The sequence below is a fragment of the uncultured Amnibacterium sp. genome (assembly GCF_964250715.1).
GTDB lineage: Bacteria > Actinomycetota > Actinomycetes > Actinomycetales > Microbacteriaceae > Amnibacterium.
Map to the genome: position 1 here is coordinate 28,641 of NZ_CAXUGX010000003.1, position 20,647 is coordinate 49,287.

General features: G+C 71.8%; 21 protein-coding genes and 1 tRNA gene. 14 read left to right on the plus strand and 8 right to left on the minus strand.

Annotation, left to right across the window (positions count from 1 at the left end):
• Window positions 1-234 precede the first annotated feature (234 nt).
• Window positions 235-1,056: a carbon-nitrogen hydrolase family protein gene (locus tag ACFE7H_RS04235; protein ID WP_375399972.1), complete on the plus strand. Its 822-nt coding sequence runs from the start codon at window positions 235-237 to the stop codon at window positions 1,054-1,056.
• A gap of 12 nt (window positions 1,057-1,068) precedes the next feature.
• Here the strand turns inward: ACFE7H_RS04235 and ACFE7H_RS04240 are convergent, their stop codons facing one another.
• The gene (locus ACFE7H_RS04240; RefSeq protein WP_375399973.1) at window positions 1,069-2,280 is read right to left on the minus strand and encodes a pyridoxal phosphate-dependent aminotransferase; all 1,212 of its coding nucleotides are present in this window, start codon (window positions 2,278-2,280) and stop codon (window positions 1,069-1,071) included.
• A 116-nt stretch (window positions 2,281-2,396) separates the two neighbouring features.
• On the opposite strand from ACFE7H_RS04240, the gene ACFE7H_RS04245 reads away from it, so the two are divergent.
• On the plus strand, window positions 2,397-3,899 hold the full coding sequence (locus ACFE7H_RS04245) for a S1C family serine protease (RefSeq protein WP_375399974.1): 1,503 nt from the start codon (window positions 2,397-2,399) through the stop codon (window positions 3,897-3,899).
• 65 nt (window positions 3,900-3,964) lie between these two features.
• Window positions 3,965-5,851, plus strand: a complete 1,887-nt coding sequence (locus ACFE7H_RS04250) for an alpha-amylase family glycosyl hydrolase (RefSeq protein ID WP_375399975.1) — start codon at window positions 3,965-3,967, stop codon at window positions 5,849-5,851.
• A gap of 1 nt (window position 5,852) precedes the next feature.
• Here the strand turns inward: ACFE7H_RS04250 and ACFE7H_RS04255 are convergent, their stop codons facing one another.
• Window positions 5,853-6,641: a hypothetical protein gene (locus ACFE7H_RS04255; protein WP_375399976.1), complete on the minus strand. Its 789-nt coding sequence runs from the start codon at window positions 6,639-6,641 to the stop codon at window positions 5,853-5,855.
• Window positions 6,642-6,761: 120 nt separating this feature from the next.
• Between ACFE7H_RS04255 and ACFE7H_RS04260 the strand changes: the two genes are divergently transcribed.
• On the plus strand, window positions 6,762-7,199 hold the full coding sequence (locus ACFE7H_RS04260; RefSeq protein ID WP_375399977.1) for a hypothetical protein: 438 nt from the start codon (window positions 6,762-6,764) through the stop codon (window positions 7,197-7,199).
• A 60-nt stretch (window positions 7,200-7,259) separates the two neighbouring features.
• Here the strand turns inward: ACFE7H_RS04260 and ACFE7H_RS04265 are convergent, their stop codons facing one another.
• From ACFE7H_RS04265 to ACFE7H_RS04275, 3 genes are all read right to left on the minus strand, one after another.
• Complete coding sequence (locus tag ACFE7H_RS04265; RefSeq protein ID WP_375399978.1) at window positions 7,260-7,991, minus strand: ABC transporter ATP-binding protein; 732 nt, start codon at window positions 7,989-7,991, stop codon at window positions 7,260-7,262.
• Between the two features lie 2 nt (window positions 7,992-7,993).
• Window positions 7,994-8,812: an ABC transporter permease gene (locus ACFE7H_RS04270; protein ID WP_375399979.1), complete on the minus strand. Its 819-nt coding sequence runs from the start codon at window positions 8,810-8,812 to the stop codon at window positions 7,994-7,996.
• A gap of 421 nt (window positions 8,813-9,233) precedes the next feature.
• On the minus strand, window positions 9,234-9,890 hold the full coding sequence (locus ACFE7H_RS04275; protein WP_375399980.1) for a hypothetical protein: 657 nt from the start codon (window positions 9,888-9,890) through the stop codon (window positions 9,234-9,236).
• Between ACFE7H_RS04275 and ACFE7H_RS04280 the strand changes: the two genes are divergently transcribed.
• The 3 genes from ACFE7H_RS04280 to ACFE7H_RS04290 all read left to right on the plus strand — a co-directional run bounded on the left by ACFE7H_RS04280 (window position 9,874) and on the right by ACFE7H_RS04290 (window position 12,612).
• A complete protein-coding gene (locus ACFE7H_RS04280; protein ID WP_375399981.1) occupies window positions 9,874-10,620 on the plus strand; it encodes an ABC transporter ATP-binding protein in 747 nt (248 codons plus the stop codon). The genes ACFE7H_RS04275 and ACFE7H_RS04280 overlap by 17 nt on opposite strands.
• A gap of 40 nt (window positions 10,621-10,660) precedes the next feature.
• Complete coding sequence (locus tag ACFE7H_RS04285; RefSeq protein ID WP_375399982.1) at window positions 10,661-12,250, plus strand: ABC transporter permease; 1,590 nt, start codon at window positions 10,661-10,663, stop codon at window positions 12,248-12,250.
• A 95-nt stretch (window positions 12,251-12,345) separates the two neighbouring features.
• Entirely contained in the window at window positions 12,346-12,612 is a 267-nt protein-coding gene (locus ACFE7H_RS04290; RefSeq protein ID WP_375399983.1) for a DUF3039 domain-containing protein, read from the plus strand.
• Window positions 12,613-12,621: 9 nt separating this feature from the next.
• Here ACFE7H_RS04290 and ACFE7H_RS04295 read toward each other — a convergent pair whose 3' ends face one another.
• Window positions 12,622-13,926 (minus strand): nicotinate phosphoribosyltransferase, encoded by a 1,305-nt coding sequence (locus tag ACFE7H_RS04295; protein WP_375399984.1) that lies wholly within the window; start codon window positions 13,924-13,926, stop codon window positions 12,622-12,624.
• Window positions 13,927-14,104: 178 nt separating this feature from the next.
• Here ACFE7H_RS04295 and ACFE7H_RS04300 point away from each other — a divergent pair, with 178 nt between their 5' ends.
• The 4 genes from ACFE7H_RS04300 to rdgB all read left to right on the plus strand — a co-directional run bounded on the left by ACFE7H_RS04300 (window position 14,105) and on the right by rdgB (window position 16,583).
• Window positions 14,105-14,263, plus strand: coding sequence for a hypothetical protein (locus ACFE7H_RS04300; RefSeq protein WP_375399985.1), 159 nt, complete (start codon window positions 14,105-14,107; stop codon window positions 14,261-14,263).
• Between the two features lie 84 nt (window positions 14,264-14,347).
• Window positions 14,348-15,211 carry a glutamate racemase gene (murI, locus tag ACFE7H_RS04305; protein WP_375399986.1) on the plus strand — a complete coding sequence of 288 codons (864 nt, stop codon included), beginning with the start codon at window positions 14,348-14,350 and terminating at the stop codon, window positions 15,209-15,211.
• Window positions 15,208-15,987, plus strand: a complete 780-nt coding sequence (gene rph / locus ACFE7H_RS04310) for a ribonuclease PH (RefSeq protein WP_375399987.1) — start codon at window positions 15,208-15,210, stop codon at window positions 15,985-15,987. Before murI ends, rph begins: the two co-directional genes overlap by 4 nt.
• Window positions 15,987-16,583 (plus strand): RdgB/HAM1 family non-canonical purine NTP pyrophosphatase, encoded by a 597-nt coding sequence (gene rdgB / locus ACFE7H_RS04315; RefSeq protein ID WP_375399988.1) that lies wholly within the window; start codon window positions 15,987-15,989, stop codon window positions 16,581-16,583. The genes rph and rdgB overlap by 1 nt, the downstream gene beginning before the upstream one ends.
• Window positions 16,584-16,651: 68 nt before the next feature.
• On the opposite strand, the gene ACFE7H_RS04320 is transcribed toward rdgB, so the two are convergent.
• On the minus strand, window positions 16,652-17,317 hold the full coding sequence (locus tag ACFE7H_RS04320; protein WP_375399989.1) for a DedA family protein: 666 nt from the start codon (window positions 17,315-17,317) through the stop codon (window positions 16,652-16,654).
• 92 nt (window positions 17,318-17,409) lie between these two features.
• Window positions 17,410-17,491: transfer RNA gene (locus tag ACFE7H_RS04325), tRNA-Leu, on the minus strand.
• 104 nt (window positions 17,492-17,595) lie between these two features.
• On the opposite strand from ACFE7H_RS04325, the gene ACFE7H_RS04330 reads away from it, so the two are divergent.
• From ACFE7H_RS04330 to ACFE7H_RS04340, 3 genes are read left to right on the plus strand one after another with little or no spacing between them, the layout of a single operon-like run.
• Window positions 17,596-18,828 carry a CpaF family protein gene (locus ACFE7H_RS04330; protein ID WP_375399990.1) on the plus strand — a complete coding sequence of 411 codons (1,233 nt, stop codon included), beginning with the start codon at window positions 17,596-17,598 and terminating at the stop codon, window positions 18,826-18,828.
• Window positions 18,825-19,703, plus strand: coding sequence for a type II secretion system F family protein (locus ACFE7H_RS04335; protein WP_375399991.1), 879 nt, complete (start codon window positions 18,825-18,827; stop codon window positions 19,701-19,703). Before ACFE7H_RS04330 ends, ACFE7H_RS04335 begins: the two co-directional genes overlap by 4 nt.
• Window positions 19,700-20,635: a type II secretion system F family protein gene (locus ACFE7H_RS04340; RefSeq protein WP_375399992.1), complete on the plus strand. Its 936-nt coding sequence runs from the start codon at window positions 19,700-19,702 to the stop codon at window positions 20,633-20,635. Before ACFE7H_RS04335 ends, ACFE7H_RS04340 begins: the two co-directional genes overlap by 4 nt.
• Window positions 20,636-20,647: the final 12 nt, after the last annotated feature.

The window sequence follows — 20,647 nt, forward strand, 5'->3', positions numbered from 1 at the left end:
CCTGCCGCGACGACCGAAGTGACGTCGTCGTCAGGCCCCGACGGCACCGATCGCGCGGTCATCACGGCACGACTTCGTGTGATGACTATGTGATCTTGTGCTGTCGTTGCGTGAAATCTAAACCAGCTTCTCCTCGACCGCAACCCGCCGCGCCCGGGCGACCCGCCCTAGGCTGCGCACGTGTCTCAGGCTGCGAACATGCCAAACGCTGCCCGGACGCCCGGGGGAGCCACAGTGCCCGACTCTGCCGATCGGTACCGGGGGACGCTGACAGTCGGGGTCGCACAGTTCGTGCCGGGTGCGGACTCGGTGGGCAACCTGGCCGAGATCACGCGGCTCGCCGAGGTCGCCGCGGATCGTGGTGCGCGACTCGTCGTCTTCCCGGAGTACTCGTCGTACTTCGCAGCGAGGCTGGGACCGGACACGATCCGTCACGCCCAAGCGCTCGACGGACCGTTCGTCACCGCGCTGACTGGGCTCGCCGCCCGCCTCGGCGTGCACATCACCGCCGGCCTGGTCGAACGCGCGGGCGACAAGGTCGCCAACACCGCAGTGACGGTCGACGGCGGCGGGCTCGTCGCGGTCAGCGGCAAGCTGCACCTGTACGACGCGTTCGGCGAGCGCGAGAGCGACGTCGTCACCGCGGCCGAGATCGCCGATCCGCAGGTGTTCGGTATCGGCGGCCTGACCGTGGGGGTGCAGACCTGCTACGACATCCGGTTCCCGGAGGTGACGCGCCGCCTCGTCGACGCGGGGGCCGACCTGGTGCTGGTCCCGGCCGAGTGGGTGCGCGGCCCGCTGAAGGAGTATCACTGGCGCACGCTGCTGGCGGCCCGGGCGATCGAGAACACCGTGTATGTCGCCGCCGCCGACCACGCCCCGCCGGTCGGGGTGGGGGGCAGCACCGTGATCGACCCGATGGGGGTCGCGCTCGCCGCGCTCGGCGAGCAGGCCGGCGAGGTCGCCGTGGCGACGGTGACGGCGGCGCGCATCGCGGCCGTGCGCGAGCGCAACCCGTCGCTGGCGCTCCGGCGCTTCACGGTCGTCCCGCGCTGAGGCCGCCTCTCGTCAGCCGACGCTGGTCAGCGATGCGGTCGCGAGCCGAGTGGCCGCCTCCCGCAGCACCTCCGGCCGCTTGCAGAACGCGAAGCGCACGAAGGAGCGGTGTCGCGCAGCCAGCTCGGGCCCGCAGAAGGCGGTCATCGGCACCGCGACGACCCCGGCCAGTCCGGGGAGCCTGCGGCAGAGGTCCGCGCCGTCATCCGCTCCGATGGAGGCTCCGTCGGCCACGACGAAGTAGCCGCCGGCCGGCCGGCTGACGATCAGGCCCGCCTCGCCCAATCCGGCGATCAGCAGGTCGCGCTTGGCCTGCAGGTCGGCGGCGATGCTCGTGAAGCGCGTATCGGGCAGCGCCAGCCCGACCGCGATCGCCGGCTGGAAGGGCGCTCCGTTCACGAACGTCAGGAACTGCTTGACCGCGAGGATCGCCGTGACGAGCGGCGCCGGCGCCGTCAGCCAGCCGATCTTCCACCCCGTGGTGCTGAAGGTCTTGCCGCCGGAGGAGATCGTGACGGTCCGCTCGAAGGCGCCCGGCAGCGTCGCGATCGGCACATGCCGCGCGCCGTCGAAGACCAGGTGCTCGTACACCTCGTCGGTCACGATCACCGCGTCGTGCCGTTCCGCCAGCCGCACGATCTCGCGCAGCGCCGCTGCACCTAGCACCGTGCCGGTCGGGTTGTGCGGCGTGTTCACGAGGATCACCCGGGTGCGGTCCGTGACCGTGCGGCGCAGCACGTCCAGGTCGGGTTGGAAGTCCGGCCAGTTCAGCGGAACCGTGCGGTGCACGCCCCGGGCCAGTCCGATCACCGCGCCGTAGGCGTCGTAGTAGGGCTCGAACGTCACCACCTCGTCGCCGTCGTCCACGAGCGCCAGCAGGGTCGCGGCCAGCGCCTCCGTGGCGCCCGCAGTCACCAGCACCTCGCGGTCCGGGTCGACCGTCAGCCCGTACCAGTGCCGCTGATGCTCGGCGATCGCCCGACGCAGCACCGGCATGCCGAGGCCGGGCGGGTACTGGTTCACGCCGTCCGCGATGGCACGTTGCGCCGCTTCGAGCACCTCGGGCGGCCCGTCCTGGTCGGGGAAGCCCTGACCCAGGTTGATCGCTCCGGTCCGCGCTGCCAGGGCACTCATCTCGGCGAAGATCGTGGTGCCGGCTTCACCGTCCGGCCCGAGCAGGCCCGCGCCGGCCGCCGCGCGCCGCCACGATCCGCTCACGTCCACGACGGGTCACGCTACCGGCGAGACTGTCCACGCCACGTCGTAGGTGAGCGACAGCAGCTTCATAAGAAGCGCACAGACTGCTGCGTCATGCTCACTCCGCTTTGAAAGGAGCAGCCATGACCGACACCGGTTCCACGTCGGGCCAGGACCAGCCGAACCCGCCCCGCGTCGACGCGCCCGTCGAGGCCTCGGCCGCCACGACCCAGCCCATCGACACTGCCTCGGAGAACACGACCTCGGGTGCCACTGCCTCGGGCACCACAGCCTCGGGGACGCAGGCTGACGGCGATGTCACCGCTCCTGTCGCCGCCGATCCGGGTCATCTGGGCGCGACCCAGCACTTCGCCTCCGGGACGGCCGTTGCCGCCGGCGACGGCTCCGCCTTCCGCCGGCGTCGCTCGGGTGCCGGACTGCTGCTGCCCGCAGCGGCCATCGCGCTCGTCGCCGCCCTGATCGGCGGCGGCGTGGGGGCCGGAGTCGCGGTCGCGGTCTCGTCTCACGGCGACGCCGGTACGACCGGCGCAGTCGCCCCAGCCGGCAACGTCATCGCGGCGAACCCGGCGTCCGCCACGGCGATCACGGCGGTCGCGGCGAAGGCATCGCCGTCGGTCGTCACCATCTCGGTCTCCGCCAGCTCGGAGGCGGGTACCGGTTCCGGCATCGTGCTGACCGACGACGGCTACGTGCTGACCAACAACCACGTCGTCACGCTGGACGGCGACTCCTCCAGCGGGACCATCTCGGTGACCACCAACGCCGGCCGCATCTACACCGCCAAGATCGTCGGCACCGACCCCACCAACGACCTGGCGGTCATCAAGCTGAACGGCGCCTCCGGTCTGCAGCCCGCCAGCTTCGGCGACTCCAGCAAGCTGAACGTCGGCGACGCCGCGATCGCCATCGGCGCACCGCTGGGGCTCTCCGGCACCGTGACCAACGGCATCGTCAGCGCCCTGAACCGCAGCATCACCGTCGCCTCGTCGGCCGTGCCGCAGGGCGGCAGCGACGACTCCAGCGGCGGCGATGGCAGCGGCGAGGGCAGCCCGTTCAACTTCTGGAACTTCGGCGGCGGCACCGACGGCCAGGGCGGTACCACCCAGGCCGCGCCGACGCAGATCGCGCTCTCGGTCGTGCAGACCGACGCGGCGATCAACCCCGGTAACTCCGGCGGCGCACTGCTGAACAGCCAGGGCCAGATCATCGGCGTGAACGTGGCGATCGCCGGGACCGGCTCGCAGTCCACCGCCGGTTCGCAGTCCGGCAACATCGGGGTCGGCTTCGCGATCCCGTCGAACATCGCCCACCGCATCGCGATGGAGTTGATGGACGGCAAGAAGGCGACGCACGGCCTGCTCGGCGTGCAGCCGAGCGACCCCACCTCGTCCAGCACGGTGTCCGGCGCGACGGTCGCCAAGCTGACCGCGGGCGGCGCGGCGGAGAAGGCCGGCCTGAAGGTCGGCGACGTCATCACCGCGTTCAACGGTGTGGCGGTCGCCGACTCCAGCGACCTGACCGCGCAGGTGCGTGCTCTGGCCGGCGGCGCCTCCAGCACTCTCACCTACGACCGGAACGGCACGAGCCACACCGTCAAGGTGACCCTGGGGACGTACTCGAGCTAGGGGCCGATCGGGCCGTCATTAGGAGGGCGCTTCTAGACTCCGGCGGAGCGGAAGGAGCTCCGTCCGTGCTCACGATCGACCAGCAGGTGCAGGCGGCGCTCGGCTACGTGCAGGCTCGGCTGGCCGATGCGCAGGTGGCTCCGGATCCGGCCTTCGAGGATCGACTGCAGACGTACTTCCCGCGCCTGCTGACCCGGTTCACCGAGCTGTACGGTGAGCACGAGCACTGCCTGGACCAGTTGGGCGCCCTGCTCGTGGTCGCCGCCCGCAGCTGGGCGGACCGGCCCGACGAGTTGAAACGGGTCGATGCGCTCCGCGAGGCGCAGCCGGACTGGTTCCTGGACAACCGCGTGGTGGGCGGGGTCTGCTCCGTCGAGCGATACGCGGGCGACCTGGAGGGCATCCGCGCCCGCATCCCGTACCTGCGGGAACTGGGCCTGACCTACCTGCACCTGATGCCGCTGTTCGCGGCGCCCGAGCGCGACTCCGATGGCGGATACGCCGTCAGTAGCTACCGCGAGGTGGATCCGGCGCAGGGCGACATGGCGGGCCTGCGCGCGCTGGCCCACGACCTGCGCGCGGTCGGAATCTCGCTGGTACTCGACTTCGTCTTCAACCACACCGCCGACGAGCACGTCTGGGCCCGGCAGGCGCTTGCGAAGGATCCCGAATACGAGGGGTACTACTGGATCTTCCCCGACCGCACCATGCCCGACGCATTCGAGCGAACCACCCGCGAGGTACTCCCGGACGACCACCGAGGATCGTTCATCCCGCTGCCCGACGGGCGGTGGGTGTGGTCGACGTTCCACTCCTTTGAGTGGGACCTGAACTACTCCAACCCCGCCGTCTTCACCGCCATGGCGGGCGAGATGCTCTTTCTGGCGAACCTGGGCATCGACGTGCTGCGCCTGGATGCGGTCGCGTTCGTCTGGAAGCAGCTCGGCACGTCCTGCGAGAGCCTGCCGAAGGCGCACACACTGGTCGGCGCCTTCAACGCGGTGTGCCGCATCGCCGCGCCGGGACTGCTGTTCGAGGCGGAGGCGCTCGTGCACCCCGACGAGGTCGCCCAGTACATCGAACCGGGGCAGTGCCAGCTGGCGTCCAACCCGCTGCAGACGGCGCTGACCTGGGAGGCGCTCGCCACCCGCGACGCGACCCTGCTCGCGGATGCGCTGGAGCGACGCCATGCCGTTCCGTCCGGGACGTCGTGGGTGAACTCCGTGCGCAGCCACGACGACCTCAGCTGGACGTTCGCCGACGAGGACGCCGCTGCTCACGGGATCAACGGCCCCGATCATCGCCGGTTCCTGAACGCCTTCTACGTCGGTCGCTTTCCGGGGAGCTTCGCCAAGGGCGTGCCGTTCCAGGAGAACCCGCGCACCGGTGACCATCGGGTCTGCGGTACCACCGCGTCGCTCGCCGGTCTGGAGACGGGGGAGCGGGGAGCGGCGGAGCGCATCCTGCTCGCCTACTCGATCGCGCTCTCCACCGGCGGCGTGCCGCTGCTGTACCTGGGCGACGAGGTGGGCCAGTTGAACGACTACGGCTACCTGGACGATCCCGACCGTGCCGACGACAGCCGCTGGGTGCATCGCCCGGCCTACCCGGCTCTGCGGTACGCCGAGCGAGACGATCCGGCGACCGACGCGGGACGCATCTATCGGGGCATGCGCCATCTGATCGGCCTTCGGCGCGCGCTGGACGAGCTGGCGGGGACGTCGCTCGTGCCCTTTCCCACCGGCGACCGGCACGTGCTGGGCTACCTGCGCCCCGGCGACGAGGGCTCGCTGCTGGTGCTGGCGAACCTGTCGGACTCGCCTCGCACGCTGCCCGCCGACCTCTTCGCCGACCTGCCCGCCACAGCGCACGACGTGGTGGCCGACATCACCGTCGACCTGTGGACCGGCGTCGAGCTGGAGCCGCTGCAGTTCGTCTGGCTGGCGGTGTGATTCAGTCGGCAGGGTCCACCGGGTCGGCAGCGTTCAGAGGGTCGCCGGGCTCGCCCGCGTCGATCTGCTTGGGAGCCGTGCCGATGGTCACCTCACCCGGGAACGCCGACGGGGGCGGCCCGAACGCGTCGTGCGACGCCTGGATCACCTTGCGGCCCATCAGGTGGTTGCCGGTTCCGCCGACGACGGCGCCGATACCGAACGGCGCGGCGCGGAACACGATGTTCGCGCCCTGCCGGGCGGCGAAGCGGCGCAGGAACACCTTGCGGATGCGTTCCGTCAGCCGATTCATCAATGCCTTCGGCAGCCGCTTGGTGACGACCTCGCCCCAGAACGCGCCGCGGGCCGGCCCGGTCCCCGCAGCCTCGCCGGCGAACTGCCGAACCAGGTCGCCGCCGGCCGAGCCGAGCATCAGCGCCATGACCAGCGAGCTGGACCGCTCCGGATCGTCCACCGTGATCCCGTGCAGCTCGGCCACGGACTGGGCGTACAGGGCGCTCGCCTCCAGGAAGCCGGCGGTCTCGACCCCGCTGATCGCGAGCGCGGTCGCCGTGCCGACACCGGGCAGCACGGCCGCTGCACCGACCGCGGCCCCTCCGGTGGTCACCGCCGCCAGGTAGCGCTGCTCGAGGATCTTCGCCACCTCGGCGGTCGATGCCGCGGGCTTCTGCCTGCGAACCTGACGCAGATGCGCCAGCACCACCGGCCGCTGCACCGTGAGCAGCCGCTCGAACCCGCCTCGGGTCCACTTGGTCGCGAGTGTGTCGTCGTCGGAGGTGCGCTGCGCCATGGTCCGGCAAGTGTAGGAACCGCTGCTGGCGATCCACCCCGACGCACCACCTCCGGCGATCACCTTGGTGTTAGCGTTCCGGCCGGACGGTGCGTGCGCGCCGGCCGCACGGAGGCGCGGATGCACATCGACTACTTCCGCGAGCACCAGAACGACGTGTTCATCCCCGCCCTGGCTTTCGTGCTCGTCGCCGCGATCGTGATCGCGTTGCCCATCCTCTTCGGGCCCACGCTCGCGCGACGGGGACGCCGCCGACCGGTCCTCACCCTGTGCGTGGCGGTCGCCGCGATCGCGCTGGTCGGCGCGGCGCTCGCCTCGCTCCCCGGCTTCGCCACGCTGAACGCGCAGCGGCAGACCCTGCAGAGCGAGCTGCGCGACCGCTACGGCATCGACGTGCCGATCCGCGACGCAGGCAAGCTGTTGAACGGCGACACCTTCGTGCTGCCCGCCACCCATCTGAAGCAGAAGGTGCATCTGCAGTCGACCGGCGGCGGCGACTACATCCTGGTCCACGCCCCCGTCAGCGCCGGGAACGCGCTCGAACTGCCCCGCACCTGACGGGCTGCCCCACTCCGACCACTTTTACCACTCCGAGCGCCCCGACCGCCCCGAGCCCGCTCAGGCGTAGTCGGCGGAGTAGCGCTCGAACGTCTCCTCGATCGGCCCGTCGAACTGCAGGAGTCCCTTGTCCAGGTACAGCCCGCGGGTGCAGAAGCGCTGCAGGTCGCGGTCGTTGTGGGAGACGAAGAACAGCGTGCGGCCCTCGTCCAGCATCTCCTCGATGCGCGCGTAGCACTTGGTGCGGAAACCGCGGTCGCCGACCGCCAGCACCTCGTCCACCAGCAGGATCGGTTCGTCCATGCGCGACACGACCGCGAAGGCCGCCCGCACCTTCATGCCGCTGGAGAGATGTTTGTAGGGGGTGTTGACGAAGTCCTTGATCTCGGCGAACGCGATGATGTCGTCGAACTCCGCGTCGATCTCGTCGCGGGTCTTGCCGTGCAGGCCGGCGGACAGGTAGACGTTCTCACGGACCGAGAGGTCGTCGACGAAGCCGCCGGTGATCTCGATCAGCGGCGCAACCCCGCGGCGCACGGCGACGGTGCCCTCATCCGGCAGCATCACCTCCGCGACCAGCTTGAGCAGGGTCGACTTGCCCTGGCCGTTGCGGCCCACGACTCCGATCGCCTCGCCCTGCGCCACCTCGAACGACACGTGCCGCAGCGCCCAGAACTCGTCGGGCGCTGCGCGGCGCTGTCGGTCGGCGAACAGGTCCTTGAAGCTGCGCTGGCGCTGCCGGTTGCGCTTGAAGCTGATGCCCACGTCGTCGACGGAGATGACCGAGGCCACGGTCACAGCTCCTTCAACACGCGCGGCACGGCGCGGCGGAAGACCACGGCGCCGACGGCGAAGAGCAGCACCGAGACCGCTGCCGACTGCAGCACGTAGCCCCAGTCGAGCACGGCGGGGAAGAAGCACGCCCGATAGAGGTCGAGGATGCCGGCGAGCGGGTTCAGCCCGTACAGGAAGTGCAGCAGCGGCGTGCCGATCTCCAGGTGGTAGAGCACGGGCGCCCCGTAGAACAGCAGGCGCAGCGTCAGCTTGACGATGCGCTCCAGGTCGCGCAGGAACACCGCCATCGGAGCGATGATGAAGTTGAGGCCGACGGTCAGCACGACCTGCAGCACCAGCGCCAGCGGCAGGTAGATCAGCGAACCGAACGTGGGAGCCTTCAAGTTGATCAGGGCGAAGAACGCGATCACCGGCAGGCTGATGACGAACTCGATGCCCTTGGAGCAGACCTGCCGCAGCACCCAGATGGTGCGTGGGATCTTCACCGAGCGGATCAGCTTGCCCTCGGAGCGGAACGCCCTGGTCGCATCCGAGATGTTGCCGTTGAACCAGGTCCACGGCAGCACCCCGGCGAGCAGGAACACGATGTACGGCTCCTCGCTGGAGCCCCCGCGGTGGAACACGTACGTGAACACCACGAAGTAGATCGCCGCCATCAGCAGCGGGTCGATGATCGACCACAGGTAGCCGAGCACGCTGGTCGTGTACCGCACCTTCAGGTCGCGCATCGTCAGCAGCAGCAGCGCGTGCCGGTACCGCGACCAGTAGGTCGTGCGTCGTGCGGGCGCGGACGCCGGGCGGGCGAGAGTGGCGGTCACGGTGCGGGCTCGGTCCTTGCGCGGTTTCATGCGGGCGGTCACGGGTGCGCACCGCTCGTGCGCCGGCGCGGCCGTGATCGTCGCACGAGGCGCTGCTGCGCCGCAGCCGGGTCCGTGCACTCTAAACCGTCCGCCGACTTCGGGTCCGTCTGCGACGCGGGCGGGAGCCGATCCGGCCGGCCCCGCCGAACGCCCGAGACGGTATCTTCGGCGCAGTGACTGTTCCCGCTTCGCCTGATCCTGGCGCCCCGCCGTCGGACGGCCCGCCAGTGGACGAGCGCCCAGCGCGGCGTGTGCGGACGCCCCGTCCCACCCCCGGGGTGACGTTCAGCAGCGCTCCGAAGCCCGCCGCCGCCCGACCGGCCCGTCCCGCCCGGCGCGCCGCCGCGGAAGTCGCCCGGCCCGACGTGGTGCGGGCCCCTCACGCCGAGACGACCGGAGCGGATGAATCCGTCGTCGCCGAGCCCGTCGCCGCGACCCCGGCACCCGCCGCCGAACCCATCCCGGACACCGGTGAGGAGACGGCGGGCACCTCGGTCGCGGCGATGCCGACTCCTCCGACGGCGACTCCGACGGCGACTCCGGTGACGGCTTCATCGGCAGGGGTCGCGCCCGCAGAGGTAGCGCCCGCAGACACCACGCCCGCAGAGTCCCGGCCGACGTCCGCTCCCGCGGTGGCGACCGCTGCGCGGTCCGCCGCCGCGAAGCGCCCGCCGACCCAGACGACTGCTGCGAAGTCGCCTGCCGCGAAGTCGCCTGCGAAGTCGACCGGCGCGAAGGCGACCGCTGCTGCGAAGTCGACCGGCGCTGCGAAGTCGACCGCTTCCAGTGCCCCGAAGTCGGCCGCCGCGAAGTCGGCCACCGCGAAATCCGCGACCGCGAAGACCGGCTCAGTGAACGCCGCAGCGAGGACCGCGTCGGGTACTCGCGCGGCGCCGAAGCCGCGCACCCCGAAGCCCGAGCCTGCTGCAGACGCCCCGCAGCAGCCGATCGCGACGGCCGCGCCGGCACCGAAGGCCGCACCCGCGCCTGCGGCCCCGAAGCCGGCCGGACCGGTCCTCGTGATCGAAGCGCTCACGAAGCGCTTCGGCGGCACCGTGGCCGTCGACGGGGTCGGCCTGACCGTCGACGCCGGATCCCTGTACGGCATCGTCGGCCCGAACGGCGCGGGTAAGACGACCACGCTCTCTATGGTGACCGGACTGCTGCGCCCCGATGCCGGCACCGTCACCGTGCACGGCATCGACGTGTGGCGCCAGCCCGAGCGGGCCAAGGCGATCATCGGTGTGCTGCCGGATGCGCTGCGGCTCTTCGACCGCCTGACCGGCGCGCAACTGCTCTACTACGCCGGCGTCCTGCGGGGCATGGCTGCGGGTACGGTCAAGCAGCGCACGGCCGATCTGATCGCGGCGTTCGGGCTGCAGGATGCGACGAGCCGCCTGGTCGCCGACTACTCCGCCGGCATGACCAAGAAGATCGCCCTGGCGGCCGCGATGATCCATTCGCCGCGCCTGCTGGTGCTCGACGAGCCGTTCGAGTCGGTCGACCCCGTGTCGGCGGCGAACATCGTCGAGATCCTGGAGCGCTATGTCGCCTCCGGCGGCACCGTGGTGCTGTCCAGCCACGGGATGGATTTCATCCAGCGGGTGTGCGACCACGTCGCGGTCGTCATCGGCGGGCGGGTGCTCGCGGCCGGCACGGTCGACGAGGTGCGCGGCGAGCAGAGCCTGGAGGAGCGCTTCGTCGAACTCGCCGGCGGACGCAAGGCGGCGGAGGGCCTGGAGTGGCTGCACAGCTTCACGGACTGACCGCTCCGCTGCGGCAGGTCCGCACGGTGCCCCGGCGACCTTGCTCGATACCCCGGCCGAGATCGTGACACAGTTCCTGCGTCTGAAGCTCGCCCTGCTCGGAGGTGCGTTCCGGCGCAGCCCCTGGCAGGTCGTCGGTGTGGTGGTGGCGCTCCTCTACGGCGCCGGATTCACCTTCGCCGCCGTCGTGGCCCTCGTCGCCCTGCGCTTCGCCCCCGTCGACACCGCGTCGGAGATCGTGGTGATCGGCGGCTCGATCGCGCTCGTCGCGTTCCTGATCGTGCCTCTGCTGCTCGGCGTCGACGACGCGATGGACCCGCGTCGCTTCGCCCTGTTCGGCATCCCGCGCACCCGGCTGTCGATCGGGCTGGGCGCGGCCGCCCTGATCAGCATCCCCGCCATCGGCACGACCATCGCGGTGCTGGCCACCCTGGTGACGTGGTCGCGGTCCGTCGGGTCGTTCGTGGTCGCGCTGATCGCCTGGCCGGTCGCGGTGCTGACGTGCACACTCGTCTCCCGGATCAGCGCGGCAACCGCGTCGCTGCTGCTCTCCTCGCGCCGCTCCCGCGAGAGCTCGTCGGCGATCGTCGTCGTGCTGCTGGTGCTGCTCTCCCTGGGGTTCGTGCTGCTCGCCGCACTCCGCCCGTCACAGGGAGTCGGAGCGGCCGTCGCGGGGGTGTCGCAGGTGCTGGCCGCGACTCCCCTCGGCGCGGTCTGGGCCGCCCCCGCGTCGATCGCAGCCGGCAACCCACTCGGCCTGGTGCAGCTCGTCATCGCGCTCGTGACCCTGGGCCTGCTGTGCCTCGCCTGGCGCGGACTGGTGGGGCTGTCGCTCGTCACGCCGGCGCGGCAGGGCCGGGTGCGGACGTTCGGCGGGCTCGGCTGGTTCGCCCGGCTGCCCGCGGGGCCGGGCTGGGCGGTGGCCGCGCGCAGCATGACCTACTGGGGCCGCGACGTGCGCTACCGGCTCGCGCTCGTGATGCTGCCGGTGACGCCCATCCTGATCGTCGTCGCGCTGCTCGTGGCCGGCGTTCCCGGTCGGCCCCTCGCGCTACTGCCCGTGCCCGTGATCGCCCTGTTCCTCGGCTGGACCGGGCACAACGACACCGCTTACGACAGCACCGCCGTCTGGCTGCACGTCGCCTCCGGCGTGCCCGGCCGCGCCGACCGCCTGGGTCGCGCCGTTCCCGTGCTGCTGATCGGCGTGCCGTTCGTGATCGTCGGTTCCTTCGTCGCCGCCGCGATCTACGGTCAGCACGCCGCGGTGCTGCCGCTGCTCGGCGTCTCCTCCGCCCTGCTGCTCTCCGGCACCGGACTGGGTTTCGTCACCTCCGCGCTGTTCCCCTACCCCGTGCCGCGGCCCGGCGATTCCCCGTTCCAGCACCCCAACACCACGAGCGCCGTGACGGTCGCCGTTCAGTCGATCACCTTCCTGGCCCAGTTCGTCCTGGCCGCCCCCGCCGTGCTGCTCGGCGGCCGATTCCTACTCGGAATCGGCGGATCGGCGGTCGGGTCGTTCGCGATCGGGCTGGCTGTCGGCGTGCTCGTCTTCGCCGGCGGGCTGGCGCTCGGCGCCCGTGTCTTCCGACGACGGGGACCGGAGATCCTCGCCGCGGCGATGCGCGTCTGACCGGCTCGACGAGCCCCCGGGGATCCCGCGCGGCACCCCCGGGGGCCCTGCCGGACGCCCTGCCGCCGGCCCGGCCGGCGGCGTACGCTGAACCCATGGCGCTCAGGGATTCGTCCACCGAACCGGGTGGTGGCACGTCGACCCTCGACCGCGAGCTGGAAGAGCTGATCCAGCACGAGCAGCTGGAGGACGGCGACCACGACCTCTTCGCGCACTACGTGCAGAAGGAGAAGATCGTCGAATCCGCCGTCACCGGCAAGCCGGTGCGCGCCCTCTGCGGCAAGGTGTGGGTGCCGGGGCGGGATCCCGAGAAGTTCCCGATCTGCCCCGATTGCAAGAAGATCTACGACGAGTTCGCGTAGCGCCGGGGCTCAGTTCCGCTCGACGAACGTCGGGATCACGGGATCGCCGCCCGACAGGCGGAATGCCGCCGGCGGCAGCTCGCCGATCACATTCGTATGGTGTGCGCGTGCCGCCTGCACACCCGCCGCGCCGAGGGCCGCGCCGTCCGGTTCGCCCTCGTGCATCAGCGGCACGATCAGAGGACGTCTCCCCGTCGACGGCACCGGAGCGTCGCCGACGGTGACCCGCTCGGCGACCGCGACACCTGCTGAATCCGACTCCCGCTCCGCCCACTTGCGGCCACCGGTACCGGCCTTGTCGGCGGAGCGCTTGGCGACGTCACGCCACGAGCCGTCGTCGTCGGTGCGCGCCACCAGCTTGTAGACGAGGCCCGCGGCCGGATGGCCGGAGCCGCTGACCAGCCGGGTCCCCACGCCGTAGGAGTCGACCGGGCTCGCAGCCAGCGACGCGATGGCGTACTCGTCCAGGTCGTTGGTCACGGTGATCGCGGTGCTCGTCGCGCCCAGCGCATCCAGGTGCTGCCGCACCTCGCCCACCAGGTGCACCAGGTCGCCCGAGTCCAGCCGTACGGCGCCGAGTCGCGGGCCGGCGACCCGCACGGCCGTCTCGATCGCCGCGTGCACGTCGTAGGTGTCCACCAGCAGGGTCGTTCCCGGCCCGAAGGCGGCGACCTGTGCCCGGAAGGCCTGCTCCTCGCTGTCGTGCAGCAGGGTGAACGCGTGCGCGGCGGTGCCGAACGTCGGCACGCCCCAGGTGCGGCCCGCCTCCAGGTTGGAGGTGGAGCCGAACCCGGCGATGTGGGCGGCCCGAGCGGCGGCGACCGCGGAGTGCTCGCCCGTGCGCCTGGACCCCATCTCGGCCAGCGGTCGCCCGGCTGCGGCGGACACCATCCGCGCCGCGGCGGTCGCGACGGCCGAGTCGGCGTTCAGGATGCTGAGGACGAGCGTCTCCAGCAGGACGCCCTCGGCGAAGCTGCTCTGCACCGTCAGCAGCGGCGAGCCGGGAAAGTAGAGCTCTCCCTCGCGATACCCCTGCAGGTCGCCGGAGAAGCGGTAGTCGGCCAGGAACGCGAGGGTCCGCGCCGCGACCACCCGCTCCCGCTCCAGCCAGGCCAACTCGTCGTCGCCGAAGCGGAACGCGGCGATCGCCGTCAGCAGGCGCCCGGTCCCCGCGACGACGCCGTACCGCCGGCCACCGGACAGCCGGCGACCGAAGACCTCGAACACGCTGCGGCGATGGGCGGTCCCGTCGGCGAGGGCCGCGTCGACCATCGTCAACTCGTAGCGGTCGGTCAGCAGCGCGGTGCTCGGCACGTGCCGCAGCCTAGACACCCCGTCAGGCTCGACCCCCTCCAACTGGGTACTGCTGCGCGACCGGCCGCGTCCCTACGCTGATGGGGACACAACGATCGGTCTACCCCTGCCGTCGTGAGTCCGTCCGGTCCACCCACCCGGTCGCCCGCAGCCTGTGCCCCGAAAGGCTCCCCACCCGATGCTCCCGTACCCGGGGACGCTCGCGTTCGACCCGTCCGTCCAGTTCGCGTCGTTCACGCTGATCGATTACCTCCCCCTCACCGTCGTCGCGATCGTCATCGTGTCGCTCGCCGTCGCCCTGATCGTCTCCGTCCGCCGCCGCAACGACCTCGACTGAATCGTCGCCCGCGCGGCCGGCAGCGCACCGCCCATCGCCGCACGCTCCGCCATCGCACGCTCCGGCGTGGAAGGATCGTGCGCTGTGGTCACGCCCGGGTCCGATGCGCCGATCGGCATCTTCGACTCCGGTGTCGGCGGACTGACAGTTGCCCGCGCGATCATCGACCAGCTGCCGAACGAATCCGTCGTCTACGTCGGCGACACCCTGCACTCGCCGTATGGCCCCAAGCCGCTCGCCGAGGTGCGAGCGTATGCCCTCGGTGTCATGGACGACCTCGCCGGCGCCGGAGTCAAGATGCTCGTCATCGCCTGCAACACCGCCTCCGCGGCGGTCTTCCGCGACGCCCGTGAGCGGTTCACCCATGGCGCCGGCATCCCCGTGGCCGAGGTGATCCTGCCGGCGGTGCGGGCGGCGGCACGGCGCACCCGCAGCAAGCGGATCGGCGTGATCGGCACCGTCGGCACCGTCAACTCCCTCGCCTACGTCGACGCGTTCGTCGCCGACCCCGCTATCACCGTGGTGCAGGCGGCGTGCCCCCGATTCGTCGACTTCGTGGAGGCCGGCGTGACCAGCGGCCCGGAGCTCTTCGCCGCCGCGGAGGAGTACCTGGCGCCCCTGAAGGCGGCCGAGGTCGACACCGTGCTGCTCGGCTGCACCCACTATCCCCTGATGTCGGCGGCGATCCAATACGTGATGGGGCCCGACGTGGCGCTCGTGTCGTCTGCGGAGGAGACCGCGAACGACGTGTATCAGCAGCTCGTCACGCACGACCTGCTGCGCACCGCCGGAGGACCGCCCCGCCACGTGTTCGAGGCGACCGGCGAGAGCGGAGCCGCCTTCGTCGCCCTGTCGCGCCGCTTCCTGGGCCTGGAGGTGCCGCCGGTCGATCTGGTGCGCACCGGCGCGATTCAGCTGCCGGCTGCATCCATGAAAGGACCCGCATGACTACCCGACAGGACGGACGCGAGGCCGGGCAGCTGCGCCCGGTGACCATCGAGCGGGGGTGGAGCGAGCAGGCGGAGGGCAGCGCCCTCATCTCGTTCGGGCGGACCCGGGTGCTCTGCACCGCGTCGTTCACCGGCGGCGTGCCGCGATGGCTGCAGGGCAAGGGCCGCGGCTGGGTGACCGCCGAGTACGGCATGCTGCCACGGTCGACGAACGACCGGATGGACCGCGAGAGCGTCAAGGGCAGGGTCGGCGGCCGCACGCACGAGATCTCCCGCCTGATCGGCCGGTCGCTGCGCGCCGTGATCGACACGAAGGCGCTCGGCGAGAACACGCTCGTGCTGGACTGCGATGTGCTGCAGGCCGACGGCGGCACCCGCACGGCGGCGATCACCGGCGCCTACGTGGCGCTCGCCGACGCGATCGCCTGGGCGAGAGAGCACAAGCTGATCGGCCAGCGCGCTCAGCCGCTGACCGACTCGGTCGCCGCCGTGTCCGTCGGGATCGTGGACGGCGAACCCATGCTCGATCTGGCATACACCGAGGATTCACGTGCCGAGACGGACATGAACGTGGTCACCACCGGCCGCGGACTGTTCGTGGAGGTGCAGGGCACTGCGGAGGGAGCGCCGTTCGACCGGCGCGAACTGGACGTCCTGCTCGATCTGGCCGTCGCGGGCACCGCGCAGTTGACGGTGCTGCAGCAGGCGGCGCTCGCTGGATCGTCCTCCGCGCCCGCCGCCTCCACGTCCTCCTCCGCTCCCGCCTCCTCGTGATGGCGCGGTTCCCCGCCGTCGTGCTGGCGACCGGGAACGCGCACAAGGTGCTGGAGCTGCGCGCGATCCTGGCCCCGCTGCTGCCGGACCTGCAGGTGCTGCCCTACGACGGTCCGAGTCCCGTGGAGGACGGCGACACGTTTCAGGCGAACGCACTGATCAAAGCCCGGGCGGCGGCCCTCGGCAGCGGGCTGCCGGCGATCGCGGACGACTCCGGCATCGCGGTCCAGGCGCTCGGCGGCGCCCCCGGCCTCTACTCCGCCCGCTTCGCCGGGACCGGGCTCGACGCCGACAACCGCGCCCTGCTGCTGACGCGGATGCAGGGGATCGCCGACCGGCGCGCCCGGTTCGTCTGCGCCGCCTGCCTGGTGGTGCCGGCCGGGGGAGCCGTCGGGGAGCAAGCGGTACGCCTGGCCGAGTGGCCGGGACACCTGCTCGGCGCCGAGCGGGGCGGGGGCGGATTCGGCTACGACCCGCTCTTCGTGCCGGACGGCGAGACCCGGACCGCCGCCGAACTCACTGCGGACGAGAAGAACGCCGTCAGCCACCGCGCCCGCGCCTTCCGCGCCCTGGCCGAGGTGCTGCGCGCTCCCTGACCCCGGGGCGTGCTCAGACCGGCGTGCTCTGACCGGCGCGCCCTGGCGAGCGACTGGCTGCGCCGCCGTCAGTCGGCGGGGGCGTGACCGGCGCTGCGCTTGGCGGACCAATGGTTGCGCAGCAGATGGATGATCGTCGGGATCACGGTGACGGCTACGGCCGCCAGCAGGATCAGGTCGATGTACTCGATGACGAAGTGGCGAACCGGAGGGATGAAGCCGATCACGTAGCCGAGGAACGTGATCCCGAACCCCCACGCCACCGCGCCGATGACGTTGTAGAGGCTGTATTTGCGGTAGTCCATGTGCCCGACGCCGGCCGCGATCGGCGCGAAGGTGCGCACCACCGGTACGAACCGCGCCAGGATGACCGCTCCGGCGCCGTACCGGTCGAAGAACGCGTTCGTGCGGTCCACCTGGGCCTTGCTGAAGATGCCGGAGTCGCGACGCTCGAAGATGCGCGGACCCACCCTGCGCCCGATGTAGTAGCCGAGCTCACCGCCCAGGAACGCCGCGATCGCGATGGCGGGCGCCGCGACCCAGATCGGCAGATGCAGCTTGTCGCTCTGGGTGAGCAGCCCCGTGACGATGAGCAGGGTGTCGCCGGGGAAGACGAACCCGATCAGCAGGCCCGTCTCGGCGAACACGACCGCACAGACGATGGCGATGGCCCACGGCCCGAACATGGCGAGGTGGTCGGGGTCCAGGAAGGCGAAGATCGCAGCAGTGTGCATCCCGTCTTCCTCCGCTCGCTCCGTCGTGACCGGTGATGCGCCGTGCTATTCATGCGGGTCCGCACCCGCACCGCGCACGCGCGGGCACTCGGTGCGGAAGGAGGGACTCGAACCCTCACGCCGTGAAGCACAGGAACCTAAATCCTGCGTGTCTACCGATTCCACCACTCCCGCGTCAGGAGCGGTGTCAGTGTATCGGCGCCCGGCGACGCCGCATCGGCCGCCGGCCTGTGGACAACTTCGCACCCGCCTGACTCGTCCTCGGCACACTGCCCTGCATGAGTTCCCCGGTGCAGGTCATCGCCCAGACGGTGCGCGAGCGCGCCCGGCGCGGCGAGGTCGACCCGGGCGGCGCCGCCGGCGCGGTGCACGAGGAGGTGCGACGGTACGCGGAGCGGGCGCTCGGCTCCGACATCCCGCTGATCGGGGACGAACGCGGGGCCGAGCGGCAGGTGGTCGCGGCGCTGACCGGGCTCGGTCCGCTGCAGCCGCTGCTCGATGATCCCGACATCGAGGAGGTGTGGATCAACTCGCCCACTCGCGTGTTCGTCGCCCGCAACGGCGTCGCCGAGCTGACACCGCTGGTGCTCACCGAGCAGGAGGTGCGCGACCTGGTCGAGCGCATGCTCATTTCCAGCGGCCGTCGCGTGGACCTGGCGGCGCCGTTCGTGGACGCGTCGCTCCCCGACGGCTCGCGGCTGCACGTCGTCATCCCCGATGTGACCCGCCGCCACTGGGTGGTGAACATCCGCAAGTTCTCCCGTCGCACCACCGACCTCGACGCACTCGTCGCGCGCGGCTCGCTGCCCCGGCGGGCCGCGGACTTCTTGACCGTCGCCATGCTCTCCGGACTGAACGTGCTGGTCTCCGGTGCGACCCAGGCGGGCAAGACCACCCTGCTGAACGCGCTGATCGCGGCCGGCCGGCCCACCGACCGCGTGGTGACGGTCGAGGAGACCTTCGAGCTGCGGCTGCCCGGCCGCGACGTGGTCGGCATGCAGTGCCGCCAGCCGAGCCTGGAGGGCACCGGCGAAGTGACGCTCCGGCGCCTGATCAAGGAGGCACTGCGCATGCGCCCCGATCGGCTGGTGGTCGGCGAGGTGCGGGAGGCCGAGGCGCTCGACCTGCTGATCGCACTGAACAGCGGAGTGCCCGGCGCCTGCTCTCTGCACGCCAACAGCGCTCGCGAGGCCCTCGTCAAGCTGTGCACGCTGCCGCTCTTGGCCGGCCGCAACATCGACGCCTCCTTCGTCGTGCCGACCGTCGCCTCCAGCGTCGATCTGGTCGTGCACTGCGAGCTGCTGCACGGCGGCACCCGGCGCGTCACCGAGGTGCTGGCGCTCAGCGGCGCCCTCAGCGCCCCCGCGGCCGAGGGCGGCGTCATCGAGGCGAGCCGCATCTTCGCGCTGCAGGACGGGGTCCTCCGACCGACCGGCGGCATCCCGCCCCGCTCCACCAAGTTCGCAGCAGCCGGGTTCGATCCGAGCGAGCTGCTGCGGGGAGCGGCATGACCGGCGTGCTCGTCTGGTGCCTAGCCGCCTCCTTGGCCGCGGGGGCGCTGCTGGTGGCGTCGCCCCTGCTCCGACCCGGGTCCCGGTCGGGGGCGCCGCGCGGGTCGGGCCGGGTCGGCCGGGGAGTCGCGGATCGGCTGGCGAGCGCGGGCCTGCCCGAGGTCAGTACGGCGGCGTTCGTCGCCGTCTCCGCGCTGATCGGCGTGGTCGCCGGCGCCGTAGTCCTTGCGGTGACGGGACTGCCGGCCCTCGGGCTGCTGGCGCTCGCAGGTGGGGCGCTCGGGCCCTGGACCATCGCCGGCGCCCGTTCCCGCAGCCGCTCACGGGCGAACCGGGCGCTCTGGCCCGAGGTGGTCGACCACCTGGTGTCGTCGGTCCGGGCCGGCCAGCCGCTGCCGGATGCGCTCGCCGGGCTCGCGGTAACCGGTCCCGTGGCGCTGCGCAGCGGATTCGCGCTCTTCGAGCGCCGGTGGCGGGAGACCGGCACGGTCGGGGCCGGGCTGGATGCGGTCAAGGCGCGGTTCGCCGACCCGACCGCGGACCGCCTGATCGAGATCCTGCGCATGGCCCGGCAGGTGGGCGGGACCGAGCTGCCGGGGGTGCTGCGCGACCTGGCCCTGCACCTGCGGCAGGATCTCGCCCTGCGCGCCGAGGCCGAGGCGCGGCAGTCGTGGGTGACGAACTCGGCCAAGCTCGGCGTCGTCGCGCCGTGGATCGTGCTCGTGATGCTCGCGCTCGAACCGCGTGCCGCCGCCGCGTTCGCAACGCCGCAGGGAACGGTGCTGATCCTCGTCGCGCTCGGCGTCTGCGTGGCGGCCTACCGCATGATGATCGCAATCGGCCGGCTGCCGGAGGACCGCAGGTGGTTCCGGTGACGCCCTCGATCGCCTGGGCGGTCGCGTGCGGCGTCGGCATCGGCCTCGGGCTGTGGAGCCTCGTCAGCCTGTTCCCCAGATTCGCCCAGCCACGCCTCGCGGCTCGCGTCGCGCCGTCGCTGCTGGATGTCTCGGCGGAGGCCCGGCGCTTCACCTACCGGCCCTCGGTCGACCCGCTGCCGATCGTCGGCGTGCTGGTCGAGCCGGCGTTGCGGGCATTCCAGACGGTGTTCGGCGGGGTACTCGGGGTCGCCGGCCGAACTGCGTACGCCCTCCGGCGGGCCGGCGACGAGCGTTCGGTGGAAGCGCACCGGCTGCGTCAGATGCTCTGGACGGTCGGCGGCGCGGCGGCCGGCGGTGCCGCGGCTGTCGCGGTCGGTCTCGCCCACGGCCCGGCGGCCACCGCGATCGCACTGCCCGTGCTCGGGGCGGGAGCGGGACTCCTCGGGCTGAACGCACTGCTGACGCGGGCGGGAACGCGCCGCGTCGCGCGGATCGAGAGCGAGCTGCCGACGGTGCTGGAGTTCCTGGCGCTCAGCGTCTCCGCCGGCGAGAGCATCCATGACGCGCTGCGCCGGGTCGCCGGCGTCGCCTCCGGGGCGTTGGCGGAGGAGTTCCGCAGGGTGACGGCCGAGGTGGCGGTCGGCGTCCCGCTCGCTGTGGCCCTGGCCCGGGTGGCGGACGAACTGCGCATCCCGGCCCTCACGCGCAGCCTCGCCCACATCGTAGCTGCGCTCGACCGCGGCACCCCGCTCGCCGAACTGCTGCGGGCGCAGGCGGGCGACGCCCGCGACGAGGCGCGTCGGGGCCTGATCGAGGCGGCGGGCCGCAAGGAGATCGCGATGCTCGTGCCGCTCGTGTTCCTGATCCTGCCGGTGACGATCGCGTTCGCGGTCTTCCCCGGCCTGCTCGTCCTGCAGACACAACTCTGACCACCACCGGCC